The sequence below is a fragment of the Malonomonas rubra DSM 5091 genome (genome assembly GCF_900142125.1).
Classification (GTDB): domain Bacteria; phylum Desulfobacterota; class Desulfuromonadia; order Desulfuromonadales; family Geopsychrobacteraceae; genus Malonomonas; species Malonomonas rubra.
The window spans coordinates 131,673-156,089 of the sequence record NZ_FQZT01000006.1; the positions used below are offsets into that span (position 1 = coordinate 131,673).

The 24,417-nt window shown below is 54.3% G+C and carries 20 protein-coding genes and 1 tRNA gene; 3 read left to right on the forward strand and 18 right to left on the reverse strand.

Annotation, left to right across the window (positions count from 1 at the left end; translation table 11 throughout):
- The 14 genes from BUB13_RS09965 to BUB13_RS10030 form a co-directional block, all read right to left on the reverse strand.
- Positions 1 to 1,227, reverse strand: a complete 1,227-nt coding sequence (locus tag BUB13_RS09965; RefSeq protein WP_279625981.1) for an EAL and HDOD domain-containing protein — start codon at positions 1,225 to 1,227, stop codon at positions 1 to 3.
- A 149-nt stretch (positions 1,228 to 1,376) separates the two neighbouring features.
- On the reverse strand, positions 1,377 to 2,513 hold the full coding sequence (locus tag BUB13_RS09970) for an MFS transporter (protein ID WP_072908670.1): 1,137 nt from the start codon (positions 2,511 to 2,513) through the stop codon (positions 1,377 to 1,379).
- 146 nt (positions 2,514 to 2,659) lie between these two features.
- Positions 2,660 to 4,081 carry a sigma-54 interaction domain-containing protein gene (locus tag BUB13_RS09975; protein ID WP_072908487.1) on the reverse strand — a complete coding sequence of 474 codons (1,422 nt, stop codon included), beginning with the start codon at positions 4,079 to 4,081 and terminating at the stop codon, positions 2,660 to 2,662.
- 4 nt (positions 4,082 to 4,085) lie between these two features.
- Positions 4,086 to 4,898: a universal stress protein gene (locus tag BUB13_RS09980; protein ID WP_072908489.1), complete on the reverse strand. Its 813-nt coding sequence runs from the start codon at positions 4,896 to 4,898 to the stop codon at positions 4,086 to 4,088.
- A 51-nt stretch (positions 4,899 to 4,949) separates the two neighbouring features.
- A complete protein-coding gene (locus BUB13_RS09985) occupies positions 4,950 to 5,666 on the reverse strand; it encodes an ABC transporter ATP-binding protein (RefSeq protein WP_072908491.1) in 717 nt (238 codons plus the stop codon).
- Positions 5,659 to 6,438: an ABC transporter ATP-binding protein gene (locus tag BUB13_RS09990; RefSeq protein ID WP_072908493.1), complete on the reverse strand. Its 780-nt coding sequence runs from the start codon at positions 6,436 to 6,438 to the stop codon at positions 5,659 to 5,661. Before BUB13_RS09990 ends, BUB13_RS09985 begins: the two co-directional genes overlap by 8 nt.
- Entirely contained in the window at positions 6,428 to 7,384 is a 957-nt protein-coding gene (locus BUB13_RS09995; RefSeq protein ID WP_072908495.1) for a branched-chain amino acid ABC transporter permease, read from the reverse strand. Before BUB13_RS09995 ends, BUB13_RS09990 begins: the two co-directional genes overlap by 11 nt.
- The gene (locus BUB13_RS10000; protein ID WP_072908497.1) at positions 7,384 to 8,280 is read right to left on the reverse strand and encodes a branched-chain amino acid ABC transporter permease; all 897 of its coding nucleotides are present in this window, start codon (positions 8,278 to 8,280) and stop codon (positions 7,384 to 7,386) included. Before BUB13_RS10000 ends, BUB13_RS09995 begins: the two co-directional genes overlap by 1 nt.
- Positions 8,281 to 8,446: 166 nt before the next feature.
- A complete protein-coding gene (locus tag BUB13_RS10005) occupies positions 8,447 to 9,571 on the reverse strand; it encodes a branched-chain amino acid ABC transporter substrate-binding protein (protein ID WP_072908499.1) in 1,125 nt (374 codons plus the stop codon).
- A gap of 183 nt (positions 9,572 to 9,754) precedes the next feature.
- Entirely contained in the window at positions 9,755 to 10,660 is a 906-nt protein-coding gene (locus BUB13_RS10010) for a proline dehydrogenase family protein (protein ID WP_072908501.1), read from the reverse strand.
- A gap of 76 nt (positions 10,661 to 10,736) precedes the next feature.
- A complete protein-coding gene (pruA, locus tag BUB13_RS10015; RefSeq protein ID WP_072908502.1) occupies positions 10,737 to 12,386 on the reverse strand; it encodes an L-glutamate gamma-semialdehyde dehydrogenase in 1,650 nt (549 codons plus the stop codon).
- A gap of 354 nt (positions 12,387 to 12,740) precedes the next feature.
- Positions 12,741 to 14,459 (reverse strand): sigma-54 interaction domain-containing protein, encoded by a 1,719-nt coding sequence (locus BUB13_RS10020; RefSeq protein WP_084091976.1) that lies wholly within the window; start codon positions 14,457 to 14,459, stop codon positions 12,741 to 12,743.
- A 76-nt stretch (positions 14,460 to 14,535) separates the two neighbouring features.
- Complete coding sequence (locus BUB13_RS10025) at positions 14,536 to 16,428, reverse strand: zinc ribbon domain-containing protein (RefSeq protein ID WP_072908504.1); 1,893 nt, start codon at positions 16,426 to 16,428, stop codon at positions 14,536 to 14,538.
- 8 nt (positions 16,429 to 16,436) lie between these two features.
- Positions 16,437 to 17,534 (reverse strand): SEL1-like repeat protein, encoded by a 1,098-nt coding sequence (locus BUB13_RS10030; protein ID WP_084091978.1) that lies wholly within the window; start codon positions 17,532 to 17,534, stop codon positions 16,437 to 16,439.
- A gap of 181 nt (positions 17,535 to 17,715) precedes the next feature.
- Here BUB13_RS10030 and BUB13_RS10035 point away from each other — a divergent pair, with 181 nt between their 5' ends.
- Positions 17,716 to 18,693 (forward strand): chemotaxis protein, encoded by a 978-nt coding sequence (locus BUB13_RS10035; RefSeq protein WP_072908508.1) that lies wholly within the window; start codon positions 17,716 to 17,718, stop codon positions 18,691 to 18,693.
- A gap of 59 nt (positions 18,694 to 18,752) precedes the next feature.
- Here the strand turns inward: BUB13_RS10035 and BUB13_RS10040 are convergent, their stop codons facing one another.
- Entirely contained in the window at positions 18,753 to 19,901 is a 1,149-nt protein-coding gene (locus BUB13_RS10040; RefSeq protein WP_072908510.1) for an SEL1-like repeat protein, read from the reverse strand.
- A gap of 144 nt (positions 19,902 to 20,045) precedes the next feature.
- A tRNA-Met gene (locus BUB13_RS10045) sits at positions 20,046 to 20,122 on the reverse strand.
- 127 nt (positions 20,123 to 20,249) lie between these two features.
- On the opposite strand from BUB13_RS10045, the gene mnmH reads away from it, so the two are divergent.
- A complete protein-coding gene (gene mnmH, locus BUB13_RS10050; RefSeq protein WP_244151860.1) occupies positions 20,250 to 21,302 on the forward strand; it encodes a tRNA 2-selenouridine(34) synthase MnmH in 1,053 nt (350 codons plus the stop codon).
- Positions 21,303 to 21,329: 27 nt separating this feature from the next.
- On the opposite strand, the gene BUB13_RS10055 is transcribed toward mnmH, so the two are convergent.
- A complete protein-coding gene (locus BUB13_RS10055) occupies positions 21,330 to 21,917 on the reverse strand; it encodes a DUF5666 domain-containing protein (RefSeq protein WP_072908512.1) in 588 nt (195 codons plus the stop codon).
- A 213-nt stretch (positions 21,918 to 22,130) separates the two neighbouring features.
- On the opposite strand from BUB13_RS10055, the gene BUB13_RS10060 reads away from it, so the two are divergent.
- Entirely contained in the window at positions 22,131 to 23,627 is a 1,497-nt protein-coding gene (locus BUB13_RS10060; protein ID WP_072908514.1) for a leucyl aminopeptidase, read from the forward strand.
- A gap of 33 nt (positions 23,628 to 23,660) precedes the next feature.
- On the opposite strand, the gene BUB13_RS10065 is transcribed toward BUB13_RS10060, so the two are convergent.
- Positions 23,661 to 24,257, reverse strand: a complete 597-nt coding sequence (locus tag BUB13_RS10065; RefSeq protein WP_072908516.1) for a glycoside hydrolase family 108 protein — start codon at positions 24,255 to 24,257, stop codon at positions 23,661 to 23,663.
- Positions 24,258 to 24,417 lie beyond the last annotated feature (160 nt).

Genomic DNA, 24,417 nt, shown 5'->3' on the forward strand with positions numbered 1-24,417 from the left:
TCAATCGCTGATGGAGTTGAGCGCTTTTTCAACCCAGTTGGTTGCCAGGTAAAAAGAACCAATAAAACCGTCGTCATCCCTTTTCAAACTTGATGGATTCTGCATAATGGCGTGCTCTGTCCTGATAATCTCATCCAGAACTTGTCCAAGAAATCCTTTTCGTAGAAGCACAGCTGACGTTATTTCCTCATGCAGTGAGCTATGCTTCAAAAAAAGCTCATTATCAATCCCGAAGAGGAGGTTGACACCAGAGAGGAGCCCGACCAGGAATGCTTTTTCTGGGGTTGTGAAAACCGTTGTGGAGGCATATTCCTCACAGGCTTTTGCCCGCGTTAGAACAACACGTCCCGTTCCTTCTTTCGCAGAGCTGTCGTGCAGCATGCTCAGCATGATAATCCAGTTTTTAACTGTACCCAGCCCAAGATATATGATTGCTTCTTTCAACGATGAAATCGTTCTTTGCAGGGCACAGGCCGGGCTGTTGATAATTTTTAAAAGCTGGGTCGCCAGATAAGGGTTTTGGGCAACGATCTGGCAAAGTTTGTCGATATCGATATCAGCGTGGCTGATCGATTCAAGTGTATTGGCGCAGATTTTTGCTTTTTGCTTAAGCGATTGCCCTTCGATCTGGAGAGGTTCAGCAATGAAATAGCCCTGAAACAGTGCAAAGCCGAGATCGAGAAACTTTTGGTACTGTGCTTCTGTTTCAACCCTTTCTGCGACCCAGACAACAGAGCGTTTGGCCACGCGATTGAACTTCTCCTGAGTGTTTTCATTTTGCTCGGCAAGGGCGTCAACTTTGACATAGTCGATGACTTCAAGCAGGGAGTCATAACAAGGGGCAAAATTGTAGCTGTCTAAAGAAAAACGAAACCCTTCCGATTTGAATTTCTGGACGGCATCCAATGTCTGTTTGTCGACCTGTAAGCCAGCAGGGAGCTCGATGATGATGTTTTCAGGTGCAATCGGCAGCGACACATCCGAATAAAGGATGTCGGCGGGGAAGTTGACGAATACCGGGCGATGGTTGTTGTCGAGGTGGTCAGAAAGGCCGGTGCACATATTGACAAGAACATCTGTGGTTGCCATCTCTTCGCCGTATTCGGCCGCCGAAATGTTTTCTGCGTGGCGGAAAAAAAGTTCGTAAGCGAAAAGTCTCTTGTGCTTTGAATAAATTGGCTGACTGGCCAGAAGAATTTCGTTTTGTTTATTCAAAGCAACCTCCACAGCTTGGGTCTTAACTGTAACAGTACACAACTTTTATTGCTTACAAAAGGGAAACAGCTGTTTCTCCGGACATAGAAATTAGATCGTTGATATCAGCTTGGAGCAGTCACGCAGCCATGTATTTGGCTATGACGTTTGTCTCGAAAGAATCACAGCTGAGCTGGTCTTACGAAACAGGTTTCCTGCCCTTGCTGTGGCGTTCTTGGGATCAGCGTCGCCAGCAGCAGAGAAATTAGAGCCATCGCTGCTCCAAGGAGAAAAACCAGCGCGTGGGATTGTAGCCAGATCAGACCAAAGAGGGCGGGGATGACGACGGCAGCAATGTGGTTGATCGTGAAGCTGACACCAGCCGTTGAAGCGATATCTTCCGGTGCGGCAATCTTCTGAAAATAGGTTTTCTGGCTGATCGCCAAGGCGAAGAAAAGATGGTCGAGAACATAGAGACCCGCTGCCAGTTTGCCACTTTCCACCAAAGCGTAGCCACAGAAGACCAGGATCAGGCCGATGTACTCGATCACCAGGGCGTTCCGTTCGCCAATTCGGCTGATCAGCCGACCGATACGCGGAGCGAAAAAGACATTCAGAGATGCGTTCAGCAGGAACAGCAAAGAAATGTCGCTAACCGAGTAGCCGAACTTCTCCACCATCAGGAAACCAGCAAAGACCATGAAAATCTGCCGGCGCGCCCCTGACATGAAAGTGAGGGCATAGTAGAGCCAGTACCGTTTGCGTAGTACCATGTGTTTGTGCTGAATGGTCTGCTGCTCGAACGCCGGAAAACTGAAACGGGCGATCAGAGCGATTAACATGGTCAGGCCACCGAACAAGAGATAAAGCCATTTAAAATCCAAGTGCAAAAAGCTTGACCCCAGCCAAATCAGTCCAAACGTGATGATAGCCGCTGACGACCCAATCGCAATCAGCTTGCCGAAAGTTTCCGCCGTGTGTTCTTTAGCGATCCATTGCTGGGTCAGAGAGGTCTGCATGGTTTCATAGTAGTGGAAGCCGAGCGACATAAGTATCGTGGTCAGGTAAAGCCCGATCGTCGATGGGAAAAATCCGGTTAAAGCTGTCCCCAGGCCGAGCAGAAAAAGTGATGTCAGCGCCAGTGTCTGTTCGCGGAACAACAGCAGCACGAAGACGACGGCAAAGGCAAGAAAACCTGGTACTTCCCGCAATGACTGCAGAATGCCCATCTCCTTGCCGGTAAAGGCGACCTGTTCGATGGCGAAATTATTCAGCAGTGCCTGCCAAGCGGAAAAGCTGATTGGAACGGCAAAGGCCATCAGCAGAAGCAGGGTTTCCGGTCGTTGCCAGGATTTGCTTGGGGAGGGTTGCACTTAATGTTTCCGATCTGTTGTAACTGTAGAAAATGACGGCGAGTCTCTCCCATTTTTACATCAACAGTGCGGATTTTGGTATATGAATTCTGTCAGAGGTTCTCTTCAGGGCTGAAATGGCTGCTGATACCGTATTTGTGCAGTTTGCGGGCAACGGTCGGTTGGCTCATGCCGAGGGCGGCAGCGATCTGTTGCTGCTTGCGGTAGCGTTTGCTTGCCTCCAGCAGGACGCGGCGCTCGACCGATTCAATGATCTGGGACATATCCATTTCAGATGGCCAGTTCACGAGCAGCATTTCGCTGTTGTTGTCAGATCCGCTAAGGATATGCTGTGGCAGGTCATTGACGTCAATCAGGTTGGTCTCCGACATCACGACCAGGCGCTCACAGATATTCATCAACTCACGGACATTTCCAGGATAAGAATAGCTTGTCAGGGTATCCAAGGCTGCAGTTGACAATCTCTTTTCAGTGTTTGAACGCTTTGAAAAATGCGTTATGTATGACCGAATAAGTGGGGTCAGGCATTCTTTCCTGTTTCTTAATGGTGGGATCGAAAGAGGGATAACGCTTAAACGGTAATAGAGGTCGAGGCGAAAGCTTCCTGCATCGACCATCTGCTGCAGGTCGCGATTGGTCGCGGCGAGGATGCGTACATCGATCTGCCTGCTCTGGGTGCTTCCCAGCCGTGAGACTTTGCCATCTTCCATGAAGCGCAACAGTTTGACCTGCGAGGCCAATGGCAACTCGGCAATCTCATCAAGAAAGATGATGCCTTTGTCTGCCAGTTCCAGGTGGCCCGGTTTGCTACCGACAGCGCCGGTGAAGGCGCCTTTTTCGTAACCGAAAAGCTCTGCTTCGATCAGATTTTCCGGAATGGCACCGCAGTTTATTTTGATGATCGGTTCTTCTTTGCGCCTTGAGTTCTGGTGAATCAGGTCGGCGAACAGCCCTTTGCCGACTCCTGATTCACCGAGCAGCAGGATGGTGGAGTCGACTTCGCTGACTTTCAGTGCCTGCTTCAATGCTTTGACCATGCAGGGGCTTTTGGCGATCACCGGGTAGTTTTCCAGTTGTTCCTGTTGAAGTTCGACAATCTGATGGCGGAACTGGTCGCCGAGAGCTTGTTGCTCTTCCAGTTCACGTTGCAAGCGGTCGGTTTCAGTGATATCCCGTTCGCTGACGACCACCCGAATCAGCTCGCCGGTATCATCAAATACCGGGGTCGCGGAGGAGATCAGTTTGCGCCCGTGCCTGTTCTCCTGCAGCAGGCTGACCGGTTCACGTTTTTTGATCGCTTCCAGGGCGGCCGAGGGCAGAATCAACAACCCGTCGCTGGCGGCATCCAGGTAATCACGGCCAACCAGCTGGCTGGCCGATGCATTGTTTATCCGCTCAGATGCGGGATTGACGCGCAGGATCTTCCCTTTGCCGTCGCAGACGAACAGTCCGTCCGACGAAGAGTCGATAATAGCGTCATGTTCCCAGGTCAGTTCCTGAACTTTGCGGTTCATGAGTCTAGTGTGACATCAGTACCGGAACGGTCATGTAGTCGAGCAGGTAGCGGCCGACTTCACCGAGGGTCTGATGGCCACGGCGGTATTGTGAGAAGGCGCCAAGGACCAGCAGGTCGATTCCTTCATCGGCACAGCGGTTGAGCAGCATGTCGCCGACACTCAGTCCAGCGGTGATGTGTTTTTCCCCTTCCAGGCCTGGAAGCCCGTAGCGGGACAAGTGTTGGCAGATATCAGCATCGTGGGCTTCGTAGGCTTCATCTCCATGCTGGCCCTGAATTGTCATGACCTGAACATGCGAGGCGGAGCGCAGCAGGGGCATGGCGTCGTGCAGTGCGCGGGATGACTCCGGGCCGCCACGCCAGGCAAGCATCACTTGTTGGCCAACATTTTTGAACTGACCAGCGTAAGGGACAATCAGCACTGGGCGGCCGGAACCGAGGACGGTCTTTTCCGGCAAATTGTGCGGGGTGGCGCGATCAGGTTTGTCCATGTCGGTCTGGCTGATAATCAGCAGGTCACGGTAATGAGCGTGCAGGTTGAGAGCGTGTGGTAAATCGAGGCCAGTCTTGACGCTGTCGACGCAGATCCATTCCGAGTCAAGGCCGGCTTCAGTCACTGTCTGCTCAAATTGTTTGCGAGCAATCTCTGCCTGTGCCTGCTGATCGATATGCTTCGATGCGTAATACGGGTGAGGAATGACATAAATCCCGGAGAGGAATGCACTCTGCTGCTTGGCCAGCTGTATGGCGACTTGCAGCCTGGATTTGCACGTTTGGCGGTTGTCGATATGAACAAGGATGTCTTTTAAGTTCATGCTTTTGCCCCATTTGGCAGTTTGGTTGAATCGTGAGTCAGTTTGTTTTTGCTAATGCTTTTTGCCCAGATAAGCTTCCTGCACCTTCTCCGATGCCAGCAGTTCTGCCGAGGTGCCGGAGAGGGCTATCTTGCCGACATCGAGGACGTAACCACGGTCGGCCAGCTTCAGCGCTGCCTTGGCGTTTTGCTCGACCAGCAGCACTGTGACACCGCTTTTAGAAATTTCCTTGATCTCTTTGAAAATCTCCTTTACCAGAATCGGGGCGATGCCGAGGGAGGGCTCATCAAGCAGGAGCAGCTCCGGTTTACTCATCAGCGCCCGACCGATGGCCAGCATCTGCTGCTCGCCGCCGGAAAGGGTGCCGGCCAGTTGCTTGCGCCGCTCCTTCAGGCGCGGGAACAGCTTGTAGACCCACTCAAGAACGTCGCGGTCCATCTTCTTCTGGGTGAAGGCTCCGAGCATCAGGTTTTCTTCGACGGTGAGGATACCGAAGACTCGGCGACCTTCCGGTGAATGGCTGATGCCAAGCTTGACAATCTTGTGTGCAGCGAGTTTTGTGAGTTCCTGGCCTTTAAAATTTATGGAGCCGGATTTAGCTTTCAGTAACTGGCTGATGGTGCGCATGGTGGTGGTTTTACCAGCACCGTTGGCGCCGAGTATGGTGACGATCTCACCTTTACGCACTTCCAGGGAAATCCCCTTGATGGCGGCGATGCTGCCGTAGGAGACTTCCAGGTCTTTTATTTCGAATAGCACATCACTCATCGTCGTCATCCTCACTTCCCAGGTAGGCCTCGATGACGGCCGGGTTCTTCTGGATTTCTGCCGGGGTGCCCTCGGCGATCTTCTTGCCGAAGTTGATTACGGTCAGATAGTCGGTGACTTCCATGACCATGTCCATGTCGTGCTCGATCAAAAACACCGTGACACCGCTGTCGCGGATCTTGAAGATGGTTTCCAGCAGCTCCATGGTTTCTTTGTCGTTGAGGCCTGCCGCAGGTTCATCGAGGATCAGCAGAGTCGGTTCGACCGCCATCGCCCGGGCCATTTCTACCCGGCGCTGAATGCCGTAGGGCAGCGAGCCGACCGGGGTGGCAGCAAACTCGCCGAGCTTGAAAAAGTCGAGTTGCTCTTCTACTTTCTTCCAGTTTTCCAGCTCGTCCTGTTTTTTTCCGGGTGTCGGAATAATGCCGTGCCACCAGCTCTGCTTGCTCTTGATGTGACGGCCGCTCATGATGTTTTCGGCCACCGACATCTGCGAGAACAGGCGGATCGTCTGGAAAGTCCGGACGATGCCGCGATCGACGATCTGGTATGGCGTCAGCCCAGTGATCTCTTCGCCGCGCCAGTTGATCGAGCCCTCTTCCGGCCTATAGATGCCGGTGATGTTGTTGAAGGCGGTGGTTTTGCCGGCACCGTTCGGGCCGATCAGGCCGTAGATCTGGCCGTCCTCGACTTTCAGGCTGAGGGCATCGACAGCGGTCAGCCCGCCGAAACGCTTGGTGACATCGGTCAGGATCAGTTCGTTACGCGCCATGGCTGCCTCCCTTGATCAGGAACTTGGGGATTTTGCCGAAGGTGGCCGGGACAATGCCGCGTGGGCGCAGGATCATCGCTGCAATCATTGCAAAACCGAAAATGAAGTAACGCCAGGTGGCAAACTCACGGAAAATCTCCGGCACCACGAACATGACGAAGACACCGAGCATGACGCCGGGGATTGAGGAGCCGCCGACCAGAACGATACTGAAGAACAGCACCGATTGGATAAATTCAAAAGCTTCCGGGCTGACCGCCGAATACTGCACAGCGAACACTGTTCCGGCTAGCCCGGCGATGCCGGCGCCGAGGCCGAAGGCAAAGATTTTGTAAACGCGGGTGTTGATACCGATACTTTCGGCCGCTAGCTGGTCTTCGCGCAGGTAGTGCAGGGCGCGGCCGGGCTTGCTCTTTTCCAGGTTGCTCATTATCCACAAGGTCAGCAGCAGGACGATGAAAGCGAAGTAGTAGACCGCGACCTGATTCATCAGGTCGTAGCCGAAGATGCTCAGGGAGTCGAGCCCGAAGATGCCGTTCGGCCCGCCGGTGACGCCGCCGAGGTTATTCTGCAGCACCTGGACGAAGACGATATTGAAGCCGATGGTGACCACCAGCAGGTAATCACCGCGCAGGTGAACGATGGGGCCTGCGAGCAGGATGCCGAAGATGGCCGGAATCAGGATCGCCAAGGGGATAGTGGAGACGATCGACCAGCCGTATTCGTTATTGAGGATTGCCGTGGTGTAAGCGCCCATGCCGAAGAACAGCGCCTGGCCCATGTTGAACATGCCGCTCTTGCCGAGGATGATGTCCTGGGAAAGGGCGACGACTGAGAAGATCAGAAAGGTGATGGCGACCGCCTGCCAGCGCTCGTTGAGCAGATGCGGCAGCACCGCCATCACTGCGATAAAGGCCGGGAGGACAAATTTTTCGTAATTTTTCATCAGACTTTCTCCGCAACGCGCTCGCCGAGAATCCCGGTGGGGCGGACGATCAGGATCAGAATCAACAGGATGAAGGTGAAGGCGTCGGCCCAGGTGCTGGAAACATAACCAGCGATAAAGGCGTTGAACAATCCGAGCAGCATGCCACCGAGCATGGCGCCGGGGATGTTGCCGATTCCACCGAGGATTGCGGCGATGAAGGCGTAGAGGCCGTATTGCCAACCCATGTTGAAGGTGATGCCACGGTAGTAGAGGCCGATGAAGAGGCCGCCGACGGCACCGAGGGAGGAGCCGATGATAAAGATTAAGGCGATGATGTTGTTGACGTTGACGCCCATCAGCCGGGCTGCGTCCTGATCGATGGAAGCGGCGCGAACTGCTGCACCCATACGGGTCTTTTCGACGAACAGGTAGAGGCCGAGCATCAGGATCAGCGAAAGCACCAGGATGATTACCTGGATCAGGCTGATGACGACGCCGCCCAGGTCCCAGTAAACCTGCGGCACCAGCTCGGGGAAGATGCGCATGCGCGGGCCCCAGATCAGCATGATGCCGTTCTGGATAACCAGCGAAGCGCCAAGTGCCGAGACCACAGCCGAAAGTCGGGGGGCACTGCGCAACGGGCGGTAAGCAACCCGTTCGAGAATGACCCCGATGACCGCCATCGACAGCGCTGAAAGCAGGAAAATGGCGATAACCGCTGCCAGAGACGTGGCCTGCCCCATCACCTGGGTGTAAATCGTCAGGCCGACGAAGGCGGAAGCTGCGACCATATCGCCGTGGGCGAAGTTGATCAGCTTCATGACGCCGTAGACCATGGTGTAGCCGAGGGCGACCAAGGCAAACATGCTGCCGATGGTCAGGCCGTTGGCCAGCTGTTGAAGAAAAATATCCATAAGTGACTCCAAGGTTGGTGAAACAGTCTGCCTTGCAAACGCCAGGTGAGGACGGCGTTGTCCTCGTCTCGCGTCTGCTGGGCAGCGGCGTAAAAGGTTTACCGTTTACGTTTTTGCGGGCAAAAAAAGGGCGGGAGATAGACTCCCCCGCCCTTTTTGATCTGTATTACTGGACGTACTCGTTGAAGTAGCTGCCGTCCTTCTGGATGCGCTTGACCACGTAGGCGCCGCCTTTGCGGTTGCCATCTTTGGCGAAAGCGATCGGGCCGGTGATGCCGTCGAGCGGCTGTGCCATATTGTGCAGGTAGTCAGCAGCGGCCTTGGTGTCGAAATTACCGTTCTGCTCGAACGCGTGCAGGATGGCGCGCATGCCGTCGATGTTCATCAGGCCCCAGATGGAAGGAGGCATTTCGCCGTACTTCTTCTGGTAGTCAGCAATGAACGACTTGGCGATCGGGGTCGGCAGTGCTGCCGGCTCAGGAACGTTAACAATGAATGCGCCTTCAGCGGCAGAACCGGCCAGCTTGACGAAGTCCGGGTTGTCGTTGGCGTCGCCGCCGTAGAAGTCGGCCTTGATGCCGAGAGCAACCTGTTGAGCGCGCAGCAGACCACCGTCGGTGTAGTAACCGGCGAAGAAGATGGCGTCAGGGTTCTTGCTCTTGATGTTGGTCAGGACCGGGGTGAAGTTTTGCGAATCGGCCTTGATCTTGTCGCGGGAGACAACGTTGCCACCCATTTTCTTGATGGCAGCTTCAGCAGCGTTGGCCAGGCCGTCAGCGTAAGTCGAGAAGTCAGAGATAACGACGATGCGCTTGTACTTCTTGACATCGACCAGGTATTTGGCTACGAACTCGGCCTCTGCGCTGTTCGGGAAGGAGTTGCGCAGGAAAGTCCAGTAACCCTTTTCGGTCAGGCTGTCGGCGGTGCCGTCGGACGTCTGCAGGACGCCAGCCTTGTAGTAGGTCTTCTGGGCTGCTTCAGCAGCAGTCGAGGTGTATGAGCCGACGACCAGCTTGACACCCTTGTTGACCAGATCCTTGGCGCAGATTGCCGAAGCCATGGCGGTACCCTGATCATCGCAGGTGATGACTTCGATATTCTTACCGAGGACGCCGCCTTTGGCGTTGAGCTGCTCGGCGAGCAGGCGGGCGCCGTTGTCGATGCCTTGGCCTTCGTTAGCGTAGGAGCCGGTGATCGGGGCCTGAACGCCGACCTTGAGAGTGTCAGCAAAAGCCGGAACGGCGATCAGGGCGATGGCTACCAGGGCCAGCATGATTTTTCCGAATTTCATTCTGTTTCCTCCGTCAAGTAAAGGTGTGAACGATCGTACTCAAAAGCACGATGACAAAAACTTCACTGCAGCAATTTCGTATCTGCTGAAGTCGAGACTGAAGTATACCCAAATCAAACAGCGGTTTGGTGAAATTAATAGCCTTCCTGACTAAATCTCAACTTCTATTGCCGATAAATTTGCTCAACCATTGCCACGCAGCATCTGCAACAGGGCATGGCGAGCGATGTTCGGGTTCTCTTTCAGTCGACGCCGCGAGTAAGGCATCCACTGTTCGCCGTAAGGCAGGTAGACACGCAGCTTGTGGCCGGCATCCACCAGAATCTGACGCAGTTCGGGGTCGACGCCGAGCAGCATCTGGAACTCGTACTGGTCTTTGCTGAGACCGTACTTTTCAATCAGGCGCAAGGATTCAAAGACCAGTTTCTCGTCGTGGGTGGCGATGCCGACATAGGCACCATGCTTGAACATTTTTTCCAGGCAGTAGATGAAGCTGCGATTGATGGTGTCCATGTCTTTGTAGGCCGCAGTACGCGGTTCATTGTATATTCCCTTGCACAGACGGTAGTGCATCGGCTTGTCGCTGAGATCTTCGATATCCTGCGGGGTGCGGCGCAGGTAGGCCTGTAGCACAACGCCGACATTCTTCGGAAACTCGTCGCGCAGGCGACGATAGAATTCGAGAGTTTTGTCGGTGCACTCGATATCTTCCATGTCGATGCGCACGAAGTTGTCAAGTTCGGCTGCCTTGGCGATGATCTCGCGAATGTTTTTAAAAGCGAATTCTTCGTCGAGCAGCATCCCCATCTGGGTCGGTTTCAGTGACAGGTTGCCGTCAAGCTTTTCCCGGTGGATGGTTTCGAGGATTTCCAGGCATTGGTCCTTGAAGAACGCTGCTTCCGGCTTGGTTTTGATGAACTCGCCGAGGATGTCGAGGGTCAAAACCATCCCCTGCTCGTTCAGTTTGCGGCCAACGCGGACCGCATCATCCAGTTTCTCGCCGGCAATGTAGCCCTTGGCGAAAAAACCGACGATCGGACCGGGAATGTGCATAATGGTCTTGGAGACCAGGTAGTTGAAAATAGACATGATTGCTCCGCTTTCTCTTGTTGGCTAAGTCAGGGCAGGGGAGCAGGTGCTCCCCTGCGACAGATGTCCGGGCGACTTATTCCTCGTCCAAGAACGGATACTCGAAGCTGGTCGGTGGTACGAAGTTTTCCTTGATGGTACGGACCGAGGCCCAGCGCATCAGGTTCTGCTTGCTGCCGGCCTTGTCGTTGGTGCCGGAGGCGCGGCCACCACCGAAGGGCTGTTGGCCGACGACTGCACCGGTCGGTTTGTCGTTGATGTAGAAGTTGCCGGAGGCATTCTCCAGCTTTGTCAACGCCAGGCTGATAGCGGTGCGTTCCTGGGCGAAAACGGCGCCGGTCAGGCTGAACGGCGAGGTCTGGTCGCACAGCTCCAGGGTTTGCTCGTATTCGGCATCCGGGTAGCAGTAGACAGTCAACACCGGGCCGAAGATCTCTTCTTCCATGGTTTTGAACTTCGGATTTGTGGTGACGATCAGGGTCGGCTCGATGAACCAGCCCTTGCTGTCGTCGTAACCGCCACCGATGACGATTTCGGCATCATCCGCCGTCTTGGCGTAATCGATGTACTCGGTGATCGACTTGAAGGCGCCTTTATCGATAACGGCGTTGAAGAAGTTGCCGAAGTCGCAGACGTCACCGGTTTTGATCCGGCTGACCTGGTTTTTCACTTCAGCGAGCACTGCATCTTTGAGCGATTCCGGCAGGTAAGTACGGGAGGCTGCCGAGCACTTTTGCCCCTGGTATTCGAAGGCGCCGCGAACCATGGCGGTGGCCAGCGCCGCTACGTTGGCCGAGCTGTGGGCGAAAATGAAGTCTTTGCCGCCGGTCTCGCCGACGATGCGCGGATAGGTCTTGTAGTGATCTTTCGCCAGGTTGGCGCCGATCTCTTTCCACATGCTCTGGAAGACCGGGGTGCTGCCGGTGAAATGGATGCCGTTGAAGTCGGGGCTGGCAAGGATGGTGTCGCCGACGTCGCTACCGGAGCCCGGAACGAAGTTGATGACGCCGTCTGGCAGGCCAGCTTCCTGCAGCAGCTTCATAAAGTAGTAAGGAGCAAAAACGGCCGAAGAAGCCGGCTTCCAGACTACGGTGTTACCCATGATCGCCGGCGAGGTCGGCAGGTTGCCGGAGATCGCGGTGAAGTTGAACGGCGCAACGGCAAAAACGAACCCTTCCAGCGGACGGTGCTGAACGTAGTTCCAAATGTCCTTGGAAGAGTACATCGGCTGCTCGCGGTAAATTTCCGAGGCGAAGAAAACGTTGAAGCGCAGGAAGTCGATCAGCTCGCAGGCGGAATCGATCTCGGCCTGGAACGGGTTCTTGCTGATGTTCAGCATGGTTGCAGCGTTGATCAGGAAGCGGTATGGGCCGGAGAGCAGGTCAGCGGCCTTGAGGAAAATTGCGGAGCGCTCTTCCCAGCGCAGGCTTTCCCAGACCGGCTTGGCGGCCATGGCAGCATCGATCGCCATTTGCACTTCCTTAGGCCCTGCCTTGTGATACTGGCCCAGCTCGATGGAGTGATCATGCGGGCAGGCAATTTTTGCCGTGTTGCCGGTGCGAACCTCTTTGCCGCCGATAATCAGGGGAACTTCGATCTGCTGCGATTTCAGTTCCTCGAGTGCGTCCTTCAATTTCTGCCGCTCCGGGGTGCCGGGTGCGTAAGAGAGAACAGGCTCATTGACGGGTGTCGGGATGTTAATGACGGCGTTGTTTAAAAGGTTCATCGATTTTTCCTCTTCTTTCGTTTGGTTGGTCCAGTGTATTCATTCGCGCATGTCGATTAATTTCTCCTCTTTGTATGGCAAGGAGAGTGCCAAGCCCTGTTTTGAGTGCCCTGTGAAAACCAATGAAAAGGTCAATAGTCTTTATTTTATCAGGGTTTTTCTTTTTTTCAGGCTGGTAGGGCTAATTCTTGAAAAGAGGTTTTGCGAAGGCTTTCTGAAGAGGAGTGGTTTTTGGGAATGTCTTTTTTATGCTCTTTTGCATAACCGTTTGGGGCGTATTCAAAATTGTAAAGTTTTAACGCGAGCAAGTGACCAAGGGCCTTAGAAAATCCCTGTTTTTGATTTAATGGTGTTTCAGTTGAGCTGGTGCCGTTTCAGTTTGCGGGCGATGGTCGACTGGTTGACGCCGAGAGCTTTTGCGATTTCGGTTTGATTGCCAAAGCGTTTCTGTGCTTTTTCCAGAATGCTCTTCTCCACCCTGTCGAGTGCGTCCTGCAGGCTCATTCCTTCCTGCCATTCGACGCTGTTGACATTAAGCCTTTCTGCGCGTTCGACGATTTGAGCCGGCAGGTCGCTGATGTCGATCGACTCGGTTTCGCTCATGACCACCAGGCGCTCGCAAATGTTCATCAATTCACGGACGTTTCCGGGAAAGGGGTAGTTGGCCAAGGTGTCGAGGGCGGCGCGGGTCAGCCTTTTTTTACTGCCAACCTGTTCGCTGAACAGCTCTATGTAATGGCGGATCAGCGGGACCACGCAGTCGCGCCGCTCGCGCACGGCAGGCACCTGGATCGGGATAACGTTGAGTCGATAATAGAGGTCGAGCCGGAAGCGCCCCTCTTTGACCATCTGCTCAAGGTCGCGGTGGGTGGCTGCCAGCACCCGGACATCGACATTCTTGCTGCTGGTGCCGCCAAGGCGGGTAATGCGCCCGTCCTCAAGGAAACGCAACAGCTTCACCTGTGACGGGAGTGGCAACTCGGCGATTTCGTCGAGGAACAGGGTTCCCCCATCGGCAAGCTCAAAGTGGCCCGGTTTTCCGTTTGCCTGGGCGCCAGTAAAAGCGCCTTTTTCGTAACCGAATAGTTCCGCTTCGATGAGTGATTCGGGGATGGCGCCACAGTTGATTTTGATCAACGGGTTGTCAGCGCGGCGCGAGTTCTTGTGGATCAGGTCGGCAATCAGCCCTTTGCCGACTCCTGATTCGCCAAGAACCAGAACCGATGAGTCCGCTCCCGCGACGCGCACTGCTTGTTGCAGGGCACGGATCATTTCGGGGCTGCGGGCGATAATCTGTTTCGCGTCGAGCTCAGCGTGCTGCATTGCCAGCATCTGGTCACGAAACTGGTCGTTCAGCGCCTCTTTGTCTTCGAGTTCGCGTTGCAGCGTGTCGATTTCGGTAATGTCACGCTCGCTGACGACGATGCGGATCAGTTCGCCCATTTCATCAAAAACCGGAGTCGAAATCGAGATCAGTTTACGACCATCTTTATTTTGCAGCTGGCTGACCGGTTTTTTGGTCAAACTTGTTTCGAGTGCCGCGGAACGATCGATAAAGCCGCTTTCTACCAGCTCACGCATGTTGCGACCGATGAGTTCGCGGGCGGAAATTTTGTGGATGCGCTCAGAGGCTGGGTTGACACGAATTACGTTCGCGTCAGCATCACAGACGAACAGTCCGTCGGAAGAGGAGTCGATGATAGTGTCGAGCTCGCGCGATAACGTTTGGAATGAAGGCAGTTTGCTGGTCATTCGCTCCAGCTGCTGGCTGTCGACCAGCGTGCAGGCAACACCAATGATATCGCCATCGACCAGTAGCGGGTTGATGTCGACAAAATATTCATCCTGTCGCATGTGAAGTGGTAGCGCTTGCTGGGGGCTCTGCCCGCTGAGTGTTTTTTTGACTTGTGGCCAGAAATCGGGCAGCTGCTCCAGCAGGTTTTCTCCTGGTTCGATGTGAAGGCTCTGTCTGGCCAGATGGCTGGCATGAATAATCAAACCAGCTGCGTTGACGGTGAAAATGGCGCGGGCGGTGGCGTCAAGCAGGGCATCGATCGACAGGGTATGGTTCATGAAGACTGCCTTTATGCAATAAGGGATAGAGTATGCACAAAAGCATAGTCGCCCGACTGACTGCTGTCAATGGGCTTTAGCGGGTCAGTTCGAAGGGGTAGCTCTGTGTCATGCTGTCGCCTGCGACCAGTACTGTGATGCTTTCAATGTTGCCATCAAACATCTGTCTGAGGCTGAAGGCATCGCCGGACTTCTGCCAGGTGAAGCCGATTTCGCGCAGGGGCTCAGCATGACTGTTGCTGGCATGAACATTGAGCAGGTCAGTGCGGTCGCCGAGGAAGCGCAGCGTGACGGCATTGCTGCCGAGTCGTTGCAGGATCAGCTGTTTGCCGCCGATTTGCAGGGTTTTGCCGATATCGTTACGAGTCAACTGCAGGCTTTCGATGGCGAGGGGCAGGGTTAGCTCAAGTTTACCTAGAATCGAGTGGACCTGTTCAGCCTGAGTGCCTTGTCGCAGGTAGATGCTGCGGATTCCGGAGAATAAATCGTTCTCATCGGTCTGGTTGATACCGACCCAGTGAAAGGCCGGGTGTTCGAAGCTGTGTTGCCTGTCATAAAGATCGCGGGCGTCGTCGTCGAGAACCTTGTCGATCTCTATCCGCGCAGAGCCTTTCTGTGCCAGGCTCAGATTGGGGAAATCGCTCAGCTCCAATTTTAGCCAGAGGTGAGGATTCTGGTCGTCGGCCCAGAAACGGTCAGCGAAAAGTGTCACTGGCCCAAGGCTCAGCCCGCCTTCAGAGGTAGTTTTTCGCTGCTTGCTCAGCAGAAGTTTGTAATCGGCAGAACTCAGACGCTGCGGTTCTTCTGGAAGTGACCGATTGAGGTCAGGCGTTTGCTGGGGCTGTGTGCCGAGTCTCTGCTGAATGTCTTTGCCGGCAGAAAGCAGCTGCTCGGCGGACAGGTTCTGGCGGCTGAGGCTAACGAGCAGTAAGCCCGGAATGAGCATCCAGCCGAAAATTGCAGCTGTCAGCGGCAGCCACTGCCTTTTGATGGGAGGGTGCTGCGGTCCCCGGTAGTTTGCTTTCAGGTCGCTGTAGATGAGGTAATAGTAAAGAAATGAGAACGGCGTCAGAAGCAAAGAAAAGGCAAGGTTCGCTGCCTCGCCGACATAGGGGATGCGCGCGGTCAGAAACGAGAGAGTAAGAGAAATGACAAGCAGTAAAACAAAACGGCCGAAAATTGCCCACCAATGCCCGCTGACCAGCAAGCGACTTTTTTCCAATGCCTGCAGCCCGCCGATGTTGTCGTCGGCAAGGACGTATTGACAGAAAAAGAACCAGACGCAGAAGAGCAGGCCCGGAATTATCAGCAGCAGGGAGCCCCCGCCAACGACAAGAATGAGCAGAATGAGGAGCAGGGTGAATGAGCCGACATGTCGCAGCCCAAGTTTCATCGATCTGAACAGCCCAACGTCGGTTTTGCAGATGTAAATGAACATGCTGCCTGTCATCCAGGAGAGACCCAGCAGGATGTAGGCGACAGTTGCCAGCAAGATGGCCCACTGCCAGTTTTGGTTTTGTGGGTTGAGCCATGTGGCTGGTTTCAGCAGGAGAGCAGAAAAAATGGGAGCGAACGCCAGGACAATGCCGAGCAGGTAGATGCCCAGCAATCCCCAGCCGCGGCGGCAGAACAGTTCCCAGCTGTCGGCAAGCAGTTGACTGATGCTGCGCAGGCCTGAACCGGATGCCCGGAATTCTCGTTCTGGCTGCAGGCAGAAACTGCGATTGCAGCGACGACAATTAACGGTTTTTGATTGAATTTCGAGTCGATCGCTAGGAATGCGCCGCTGCAGCCCGCAGTGCGGGCAGGTTGCGATGTTGTCAGTCGTTTGCGTGCGTTGAGATTCTGCAGGATCAAAAATAAGGGTCTGGCAGCATTCAGGGCAACGGGCGCTACTCTTTTTTGCAGGGAGTTTGCTGCTCGGGGTGTTGCGCTCTGCACCGCAATGCGGGCATCTGACTGTCGGCATGACGGACCCTAGAGGGATTCCCAGAACTCTGCTGCTTCTTTCCAGCGCAGAGCTTCATCCATATCCTGAGGAACACCTTTACCGGTGGAGTACATGACGCCGAGGCAATACTGCGCCTTGGTGTGGCCCTGGTCGGCCGCTTTGGTCAGCCATTTTTTGCCTTCCAATGCATCCCTTTTGGCGCCTTTGCCATTGATGTACATGACGCCGAGGTTGTACTGAGCGTCAGAGTTGCCCTCTTTGGCTGCTTCCAGCCACCAGTGATAGGCGAGTTGTAAGTCCTGAGCAATGCCGATTCCCTTGGCGTAGTGATGGGCGACGGCGACTTTGGCCCGCTGGTGTCCGCGGGTTGCTGCCTGTTGCAGCAGGCTGACTGCCAGTGCCGGATCGCGCACTTCGTCGTTGCCGGTGCTGAGGAGTTTACCGAGAGTGTAGATAGCGTCGAGATAGTTCTGTTCTGCAGCTTTCTGCAGCCATTTGCGGGCCTCGGTATAGCTTTGCAGCACGCCGGTGCCTTTTGCGTACATGATGCCGAGGTGGTACTGGGCGGTGGGCAGACCCTGGTCAGCGGCTTGACGCAGCCACTGGCGAGCCTTGGAGTAGTTTTTTTTCACACCCTTGCCGACCAGGTACATATGGCCGAGGGTGAATTGTACTTTCGGGTTGCCCTGTTCGGCGGCCAGCCCCCACCAGCGGCGGGCTTCGAGAAAGTCTTTCGGCACGCCGTGCCCCTTGGCGTACATCAGACCGAGGTTATACTGGCCATCGGAAAAATTCTGTTCCGCTGCTTTGCGGAACCATTTCAATGCTTCGTCGTAGTTTGCAGGAACGCCATGCCCCTTGATGAAGGCCTGACCGAGGAGGTTCTGTGCGCGGGCATAGCCCAGCTCTGCTGCCTGACGGTAGTATTTGACCGCTTCCGCCGGGTTTTCCGCGATTCCTTTTCCGGTGTCATACATGCGGCCGAGCATGAAAATAGCCCGCGGATAACCTTCCTGGGCTGCCAGGCGGAACCATTTCATCGCCTCTGCATATGATTTCTGCACTCCTTTGCCCTGAAAATAATTCATCCCTAGGCGGTAGTGCTGTTGTGCCATTCCTGTCATTGGATCCCTCTTGATTTCTCCTGATTTATACGGTTTTACCCGTTTTTTTACAAAAAATCATTATACATCAGTTGGGGCTGAGAAAAAAATGTAAATGTAGTATTTGCTAATTGACTCAATTTGGTTAAGATGTTCAAATGATTGCCGTGCACTGACCTTTGTGACTGAAAGGTAGAAAGATATGTCAGATCTCGTTAAACAGGAAATTCTGCTGGAAACCGGCACCAACGAAATGGAGATTATCGAGTTTTATCTCGGAACCCAATCGTTCGGCATTAACGTACATAAACTGAAAGAGATTATTCCTTTCGACGAAGAGGCCGTGACGGTTGTGCCGGGCAGTGATCCTGGCATGCTGGGGACTCTGCTGCTGCGGGGGAGCACCATCCCGCTGGTTGCTTTGAAACAGCATATCGCTTCGAAAGAACCGGATCTGCCTGAAGACGCCCGCCGCGTTGTGTTGATTTGTGAGTTCAACGATCGCGTTAACGGTTTCAAGGTTGATGGTGTGAATATGATTCACCGGGTTTCCTGGGGCGATGTTCAGCCGATGGCGACTTTTATCGATCAGTATCATCCCCGCTTTACCGGCAGTATTAATATCGAAGGGCGGGAGATTCTGATCGTCGACCTGGAGCATATCGTCTCCGAGTTTGATCCTGAATCCGCTCTTGACTATGAAGCTGAAATTCATAGTGCCGCGATGGAAGAAAAACTGCCGAATACGCGGCAGGAGATGAAACTGATGCTGGCGGAAGACTCATCCTTGATTCGGGCTGGCATTGAGCGGGTACTGAAGAGTTCCAACTATGCCAATCTGAAAACATTTGTAGACGGTGAGGATTGTTACCTTGATTTGATGAGGTTAAAAGAAGAGGCAACGCGGGAGGGGAAGCCGATCACCGATTACCTGAACCTGCTGATTACCGATATCGAGATGCCGAAGATGGATGGATTGACATTGTGCAAGCGGGTGAAAGATGATCCTTTCATGCGGGATGTCAAGGTGATCCTGTTTTCATCCCTGATCAACGAGCAGATGGCGGTCAAGTGTGATTCGGTCGGCGCCGATGGCTATGCGACCAAGCCACAAATTCCATACCTGGTACAGATGATGGACAAGCATCTGGGGATCGATGGAGAGCCTGCAAATAGCTAGAAGAAATAGAGATCGAGAGCTGAAAAAAGCGTTGCCAGTTATTGGCAGCGCTTTTTAGTTTAGCCGATATTTTTTTCCAACCGCGAGCAGACCTTTTCGACATCTCTGCGTGCTGCTTCGATCTGCGCTGGAGTCATCTTGTTTTCAAGCGACTTTAGTACTTTCTGGGCATCACTGTGCCCCTTGTCGGCTGGCAGGCGCAGCCAGACGTAAGCTTTAATGTAGTTCTTCGGTACCCCGCGGCCGAGGGCATACATCCCTCCCAGGTTATACTGGGCGTCTGTGTAGCCCTGCTCGACAGCCAGGTTCCACCATTTGATCGCTTCGGCGTCGTCTTTTTCGACACCGTAGCCGAATACGTACATGACCCCGAGATTGTACTGTGCTGCAGCGTTGCCAGCTTCGGCCGCCATGGTCCACCAGTAGCGCGCTTCTGCATAATCCTGCGGGATGTCCTCACCGTTCACATACATGCTGCCGAGGCTGTACTGGGCGTCAATATCGCCCTGCTCGGCAGCGAGGCGGTACCACTCGACCGCGGCATAGGGATCGGCTTCGGTCCCTTCTCCTTTGGCGTACATGCCGCCAAGGTTATGCTGAGCATCGACATGCCCCTGCTCGGCCGCCATGCGGCACCATTTGAAAGCCTGCACGCTGTCTCGCGGAACACCTTGGCCAAAAGCGTACATGACGCCGAGGCTGTATTGGGCATCTGCATTATTTTGCTGAGCCGCCAGCCGGTACCAGTAGATGGCCTGCTCGAAGTTCTGCTCGACACCTTCGCCGTTGGCGTACATCATGCCGAGAGTGTATTGGGCTTCAATGTGATTCTGTTCAGCTGCTTTCAGGCACCAGAAAAGGGCTTCCTGGCTGTCGGTTGTGATGCCGTGACCAAAGGCCAGCATGACGCCAAGGTGATATTGAGCGTCGGCACTGTCCTGCCGCGCAGCAAGGCGATACCATTTAACTGCTTCAGCATCATTTTGCTCTACACCGGAGCCATGCTCGTAAAGTAAGCCCAGCGCCAGCTGGGCCTGCATATGTCCCTGCTCGGCCGCGCGTTGGTACCAGCTGGCCGCCTCAGCAGGATTCAGCTCGGCCCCGTCACCTTTTTCACACATCCGTCCATAGTTATACTGGGCATCAGCATTCCCTTGCTCAGCGGCCATGCGGTAGCGACCATCGACTATGAAAGGAGCTTTGTTCATTGCATCTCCGCGAATTTGAGAGTTTGTCTCATTAGTCCATGTTCGATGGAATCTAGCAGATTTGTCAAGGAGTTGCAAATTTTGCAATATGGGGGAGGCAACAAAAAAGCGATCGACCAGAGCGGTCGATCGCTTGAATTTTTTTGGTTGCGGGAGAGGGATTTGAACCCCCGACCTTCGGGTTATGAGCCCGACGAGCTACCAGACTGCTCCATCCCGCGACAACGGATGCAGACCCTAACGGAAATTTAGCAGCTGGTCAACCATTTATTTACAGATCGGTTGTTTTGCTGCGAGCGATGGTGTAGAACCTTTCCACTGTAGTTTTCCTCAAGGGGCGTTTTTCAGGTGATTCAAGCGACAGTTGAATTAAAGAAGGTATTGCGACTACGGGCACAAGGTGCCTTGCTGGTTGACGTCCGCACGCCGGCGGAATTCTCCGAGGCGACAATTCCCGGCGCTGTGAATGTGCCGATCTTCAGCAATGAAGAGCGGGCCGAGATTGGTACTTTATACAAACAGCAGGGTAAAGGCGTTGCTCGCAAACGCGGCATCGAAGTGGTGTCACCTAAAATTCCCCAATTGATGGAGCAGGTTGAGGTTCTCCGCAGGGGCTGCAATGGACCTGTCGTTGTTTTTTGCTGGCGCGGTGGCATGCGTTCCCTGGCAATGACCAGCCTTATGAATCTGGCCGGTATTCATGCTCGACAGCTGATTGGCGGGTATAAAGCCTTTCGCAGCCATATTTGCGCTTATTTTGAAGAGGCTGACTGGCAGCCGATTTATGTGCTGCGAGGTTTAACCGGGGTTGGAAAAACGCAGGTTCTCCATCACTTGGCAGAACAGGGGTATCCCGTTGTCGATCTCGAAGGGCTGGCAAACCATCGCGGCAGCGCATTTGGTGCTTTGGGGTTGCCGCAGCAGCCGGGACAGAAAATGTTCGAAGCACTGCTGTGGGACCGCCTGCTGCAGTTGCGGGATGCTGCCTATCTGCTGACGGAAGGAGAAAGCCTGCATATCGGTCGTTTGCTGGTGCCGAAAAGATTTCATCAGGCGATGCAGGTGCAAACGAGCCTCTGGCTTGGGGCATCGCTCGATTTCCGCACAAAAATTATTCTGCAGGATTACCCCGCTCTTGATCAATTGCGGGAACAGTTTGAAAAGCCGATCTGCGCATTGAAGGAACGGCTCGGGAAAAAGATCGTCAATCAACTTCTCGGCCTGCTGAATGAGGGTAGGTGGGAAGAGTTGGTTTACGAGCTGATGGTGCATTACTACGACCCGCTTTATCTGCACACCAAGCCGGAGCAGAGGGTTGAAATCGAACTGGAATCCGTCGATGCCGGCGTAGAGCGGGTCGCAGCGGCATTGCAGGAACTGACGAGCTCCCCCGAGAGCTGAGCGCTTCGCCGGGGGAGTGTTGAATGGTTATTCAGTTTCAATTTCGTGGGCGTAGAACGCCCCGTTGTCTGCGAGCTTTGCCCCAGAAACCTCGACCTTTGCACCGACAGTAATTGGGCCATGTTCTGACTTGATCCGGGTCGAGCGGTCAACGAAAACCTCTCTGCCGCTAATGCGCCAGGTCCCTAGTCCCCCCGTCGGGATCTGTTCGACGACACCGTAAAATTCATTGCCTTCCGCATAATTACTGCCGTACTCTTCGCGGTCACTGCCACGGGTTTGACGATATTTGTTTCCGTATTCATTCCGCTTGCTGTCGTTTTTCGCTTTTCCTTCGATCTCGTAGGCCCTGAACCCCTGGTTGTCGACCACGCCTTCAACCTCGACGTAACTGCCGACAGCAATGCGGCCGTACTCGTTCTCTATTTTGGTCCTTTCAGTCACGAGAACCGGGTGGCCGTCGATGATCCAGTGTCCGTAACCGTCTTGCGGGATCTGCTCTACAACGCCGTAGATTTTCTGCTCGCCGGATTTATACCCATAGCCGCTTGCAAAGGCCGTGTGCATGGTCATTAAAATAAATAAGGTTGTGAAAAGAGCAATTCGCTTCAACATGTTGTCCCCCTTTTAGGCGTTAGCTTGGATAGATAGTTTGTATTTTACTTAATGAGATGTCGGGGCGAAAAGAGGGAGGCGCGAAAAAGTGCGAACAAGCTAACAGTAAATACTGCCGGTCGCAAACCAGCGACGAGGGTGCTATGATTGCTCGGATCGAAAAACAAAAATAAAATTATGCTGTTAATGTCAATGATGGTGAAAGGAGAAAAAATGCACTTGAAAATAATAAAAAGCATGGGTCTGGAGCAAAAGACCTCCTGCCTGGTTCTTGGGGTTGTGGAAGGAAAGTTGAAAACGGACGAACTGCAGCAGCTGGATGAGATGGTTGGCGGCGCGTTTGCTCGCGCTGTGAAAGCTAAAGAGTTCAGTGGGCAAAAAGGGGAAACCCTGTTACTGCATTGTGCTGCTGGGGGTGTCGAGAGGGTTTTGCTCTGTGGAATGGGCAAAGATAAACAGCTGACGGCCGATAATTTGCGCAAAACTGCAAGTATGGCAGGGAAAATACTGAGCGAGAAACAGCTGGACAGCTTCGTGCTGGCGCTGGCGCAGCTGCCGGTCAAGAAGCTGGCCTTTGCAGAGAAAGTCCAGGCCGTGGCCGAGGGCGTGTTGCTGGCTGATTACCGTTACGTACGTTACCTGCCAGCAGACCGGTCAGGGCAGGCTGTGCAGCTGGGCAAGGTCACTCTGCTGATTTCTTCCGCCGATAGTAAAGCCGAGGCCGAAAAGGCCGCCAGCGATGCTAAAGCGATTGTCTCGTCGGTCGCGTTCGCTCGCGATCTGGTCAATGCTCCCGGTAACGAAAAGTCACCGGAGTTTATGGCTATGCAGGCTGTCACTATGGCGGAACGGGTCGGGATCAAGGTCAAACTGCTTGATCGTGAACAGCTGGAAAAACAGGGTTTTGGTGCCATGCTCGGCGTAGCACAGGGCAGCGCGCGCGATCCCTACCTGATCGTCCTCGAATACTGTGGAGGAACAGCGGATGAAAAGCCGGTCGCACTGGTCGGCAAAGGAGTCGTCTTCGATACTGGAGGTATCTCGCTGAAACCTGCAGAGAAGATGGATGAGATGAAGATGGACATGGGCGGCGCAGCAGCGGTGCTTGGTGCCATCATGGCAGCGGCGCAGCTGAAACTGCCGGTTAATCTGGTGACCGTGGTCCCGGCGGTTGAGAACATGCCATCGGGGACGGCGATCCGGCCGGGCGATATCCTCACTTCGCTGGCGGGGAAAACCATCGAAGTTCTGAATACTGACGCAGAAGGCCGTCTGATCCTGGCCGATGCGCTAACTTATGTCGGTCGCTTCGAACCGCGCGTGGTGATCGATGTCGCCACTTTGACCGGTGCGGTCATTATCGGACTTGGGAATCATGCCGCGGCTGTGCTCGGCAACAGTGATGGCCTGGCGCGCCAGCTGATCAAGGCGGGTGAACGCAGCGGGGAGCGGCTCTGGCAGCTGCCGTTGTGGGAAGAGTACGGGCAGCAGATCAAGAGCGATTTTGCCGATGTCAAAAATACCGGCGGTCGCCCGGCAGGAACCATCACGGCTGCGGCATTTCTGCAGAAATTTGCCGATGACTACACCTGGGCACACCTTGATATCGCCGGAATGGCATGGGAGGGCAGCGGCAAACCGGGACAGCCGAAAGGTGGGACCGGTTTTGGCGTGCGGGTTCTGGTCGAATACCTGCGCGCGCTGGGGTGATTTTTGCGGGGCAGCCGAGACGGCTGCCCCTTTTTATTTCGCGTTGCCGATGCAGACCCGCTTCAGCCAGCCGCGGGCGTACTTTTCCTGGGCCGGACTTTTGCGCATATAGTCTATGTAGTGCATCCCCTGCAGCACGTTCATGATTTTCAACAGGTGTTCCGCCGGGTCTTTTGCCAGGTAGGCGTTCAGAGCTGCCAAGGTGCCCGGACCCGATTTGCCGTCCTCGAGAATATCCTTGAAACTTTTCTGGTTGCGGTTGAGCAGGTTGAGTCCTTCCTGCATGAACCTGACTGCCCGGTGAACCCCCATGTTGACCCCGGTATCGAACAGCTCTTCGGCCAGTTGCTGTGAATCGATGGCATCTCCCTGAAAGCGATCCCAGTAGTGCTGCTTGTAGAAGTCGCGGATCTGCAGCTGCAGATCGTCGTCCTCTGCCAGCAACCTGTTCAGCTGGCGCCGGTTTTCCGCCTGCTGCTTGAGCCTGTCGATGCTGCTCCAGCCAACCCATCCCGGATGGTAGCGACGGGAGACCCCACGATAGGTCTCACCGCCGGCATCATCGGGATCGAAAACATAACCGCCTTCGTGGCCGAGCGTTATTTTGAATGCCGATTCAAAATCTGCCATTTGCTCCTCCTTTTTCCTTTGTCTGAATGTAAAAATTTATCACTGATTTCATTAAAGACAAGCCGGTGCACTGCTTGGATGAGGGCCCTTTGCCAGACGCGTAAAAATGAAACAGCGATGGGCCATTTTCGTTTCCTTGACATCTTGTGCAAACTGTTGC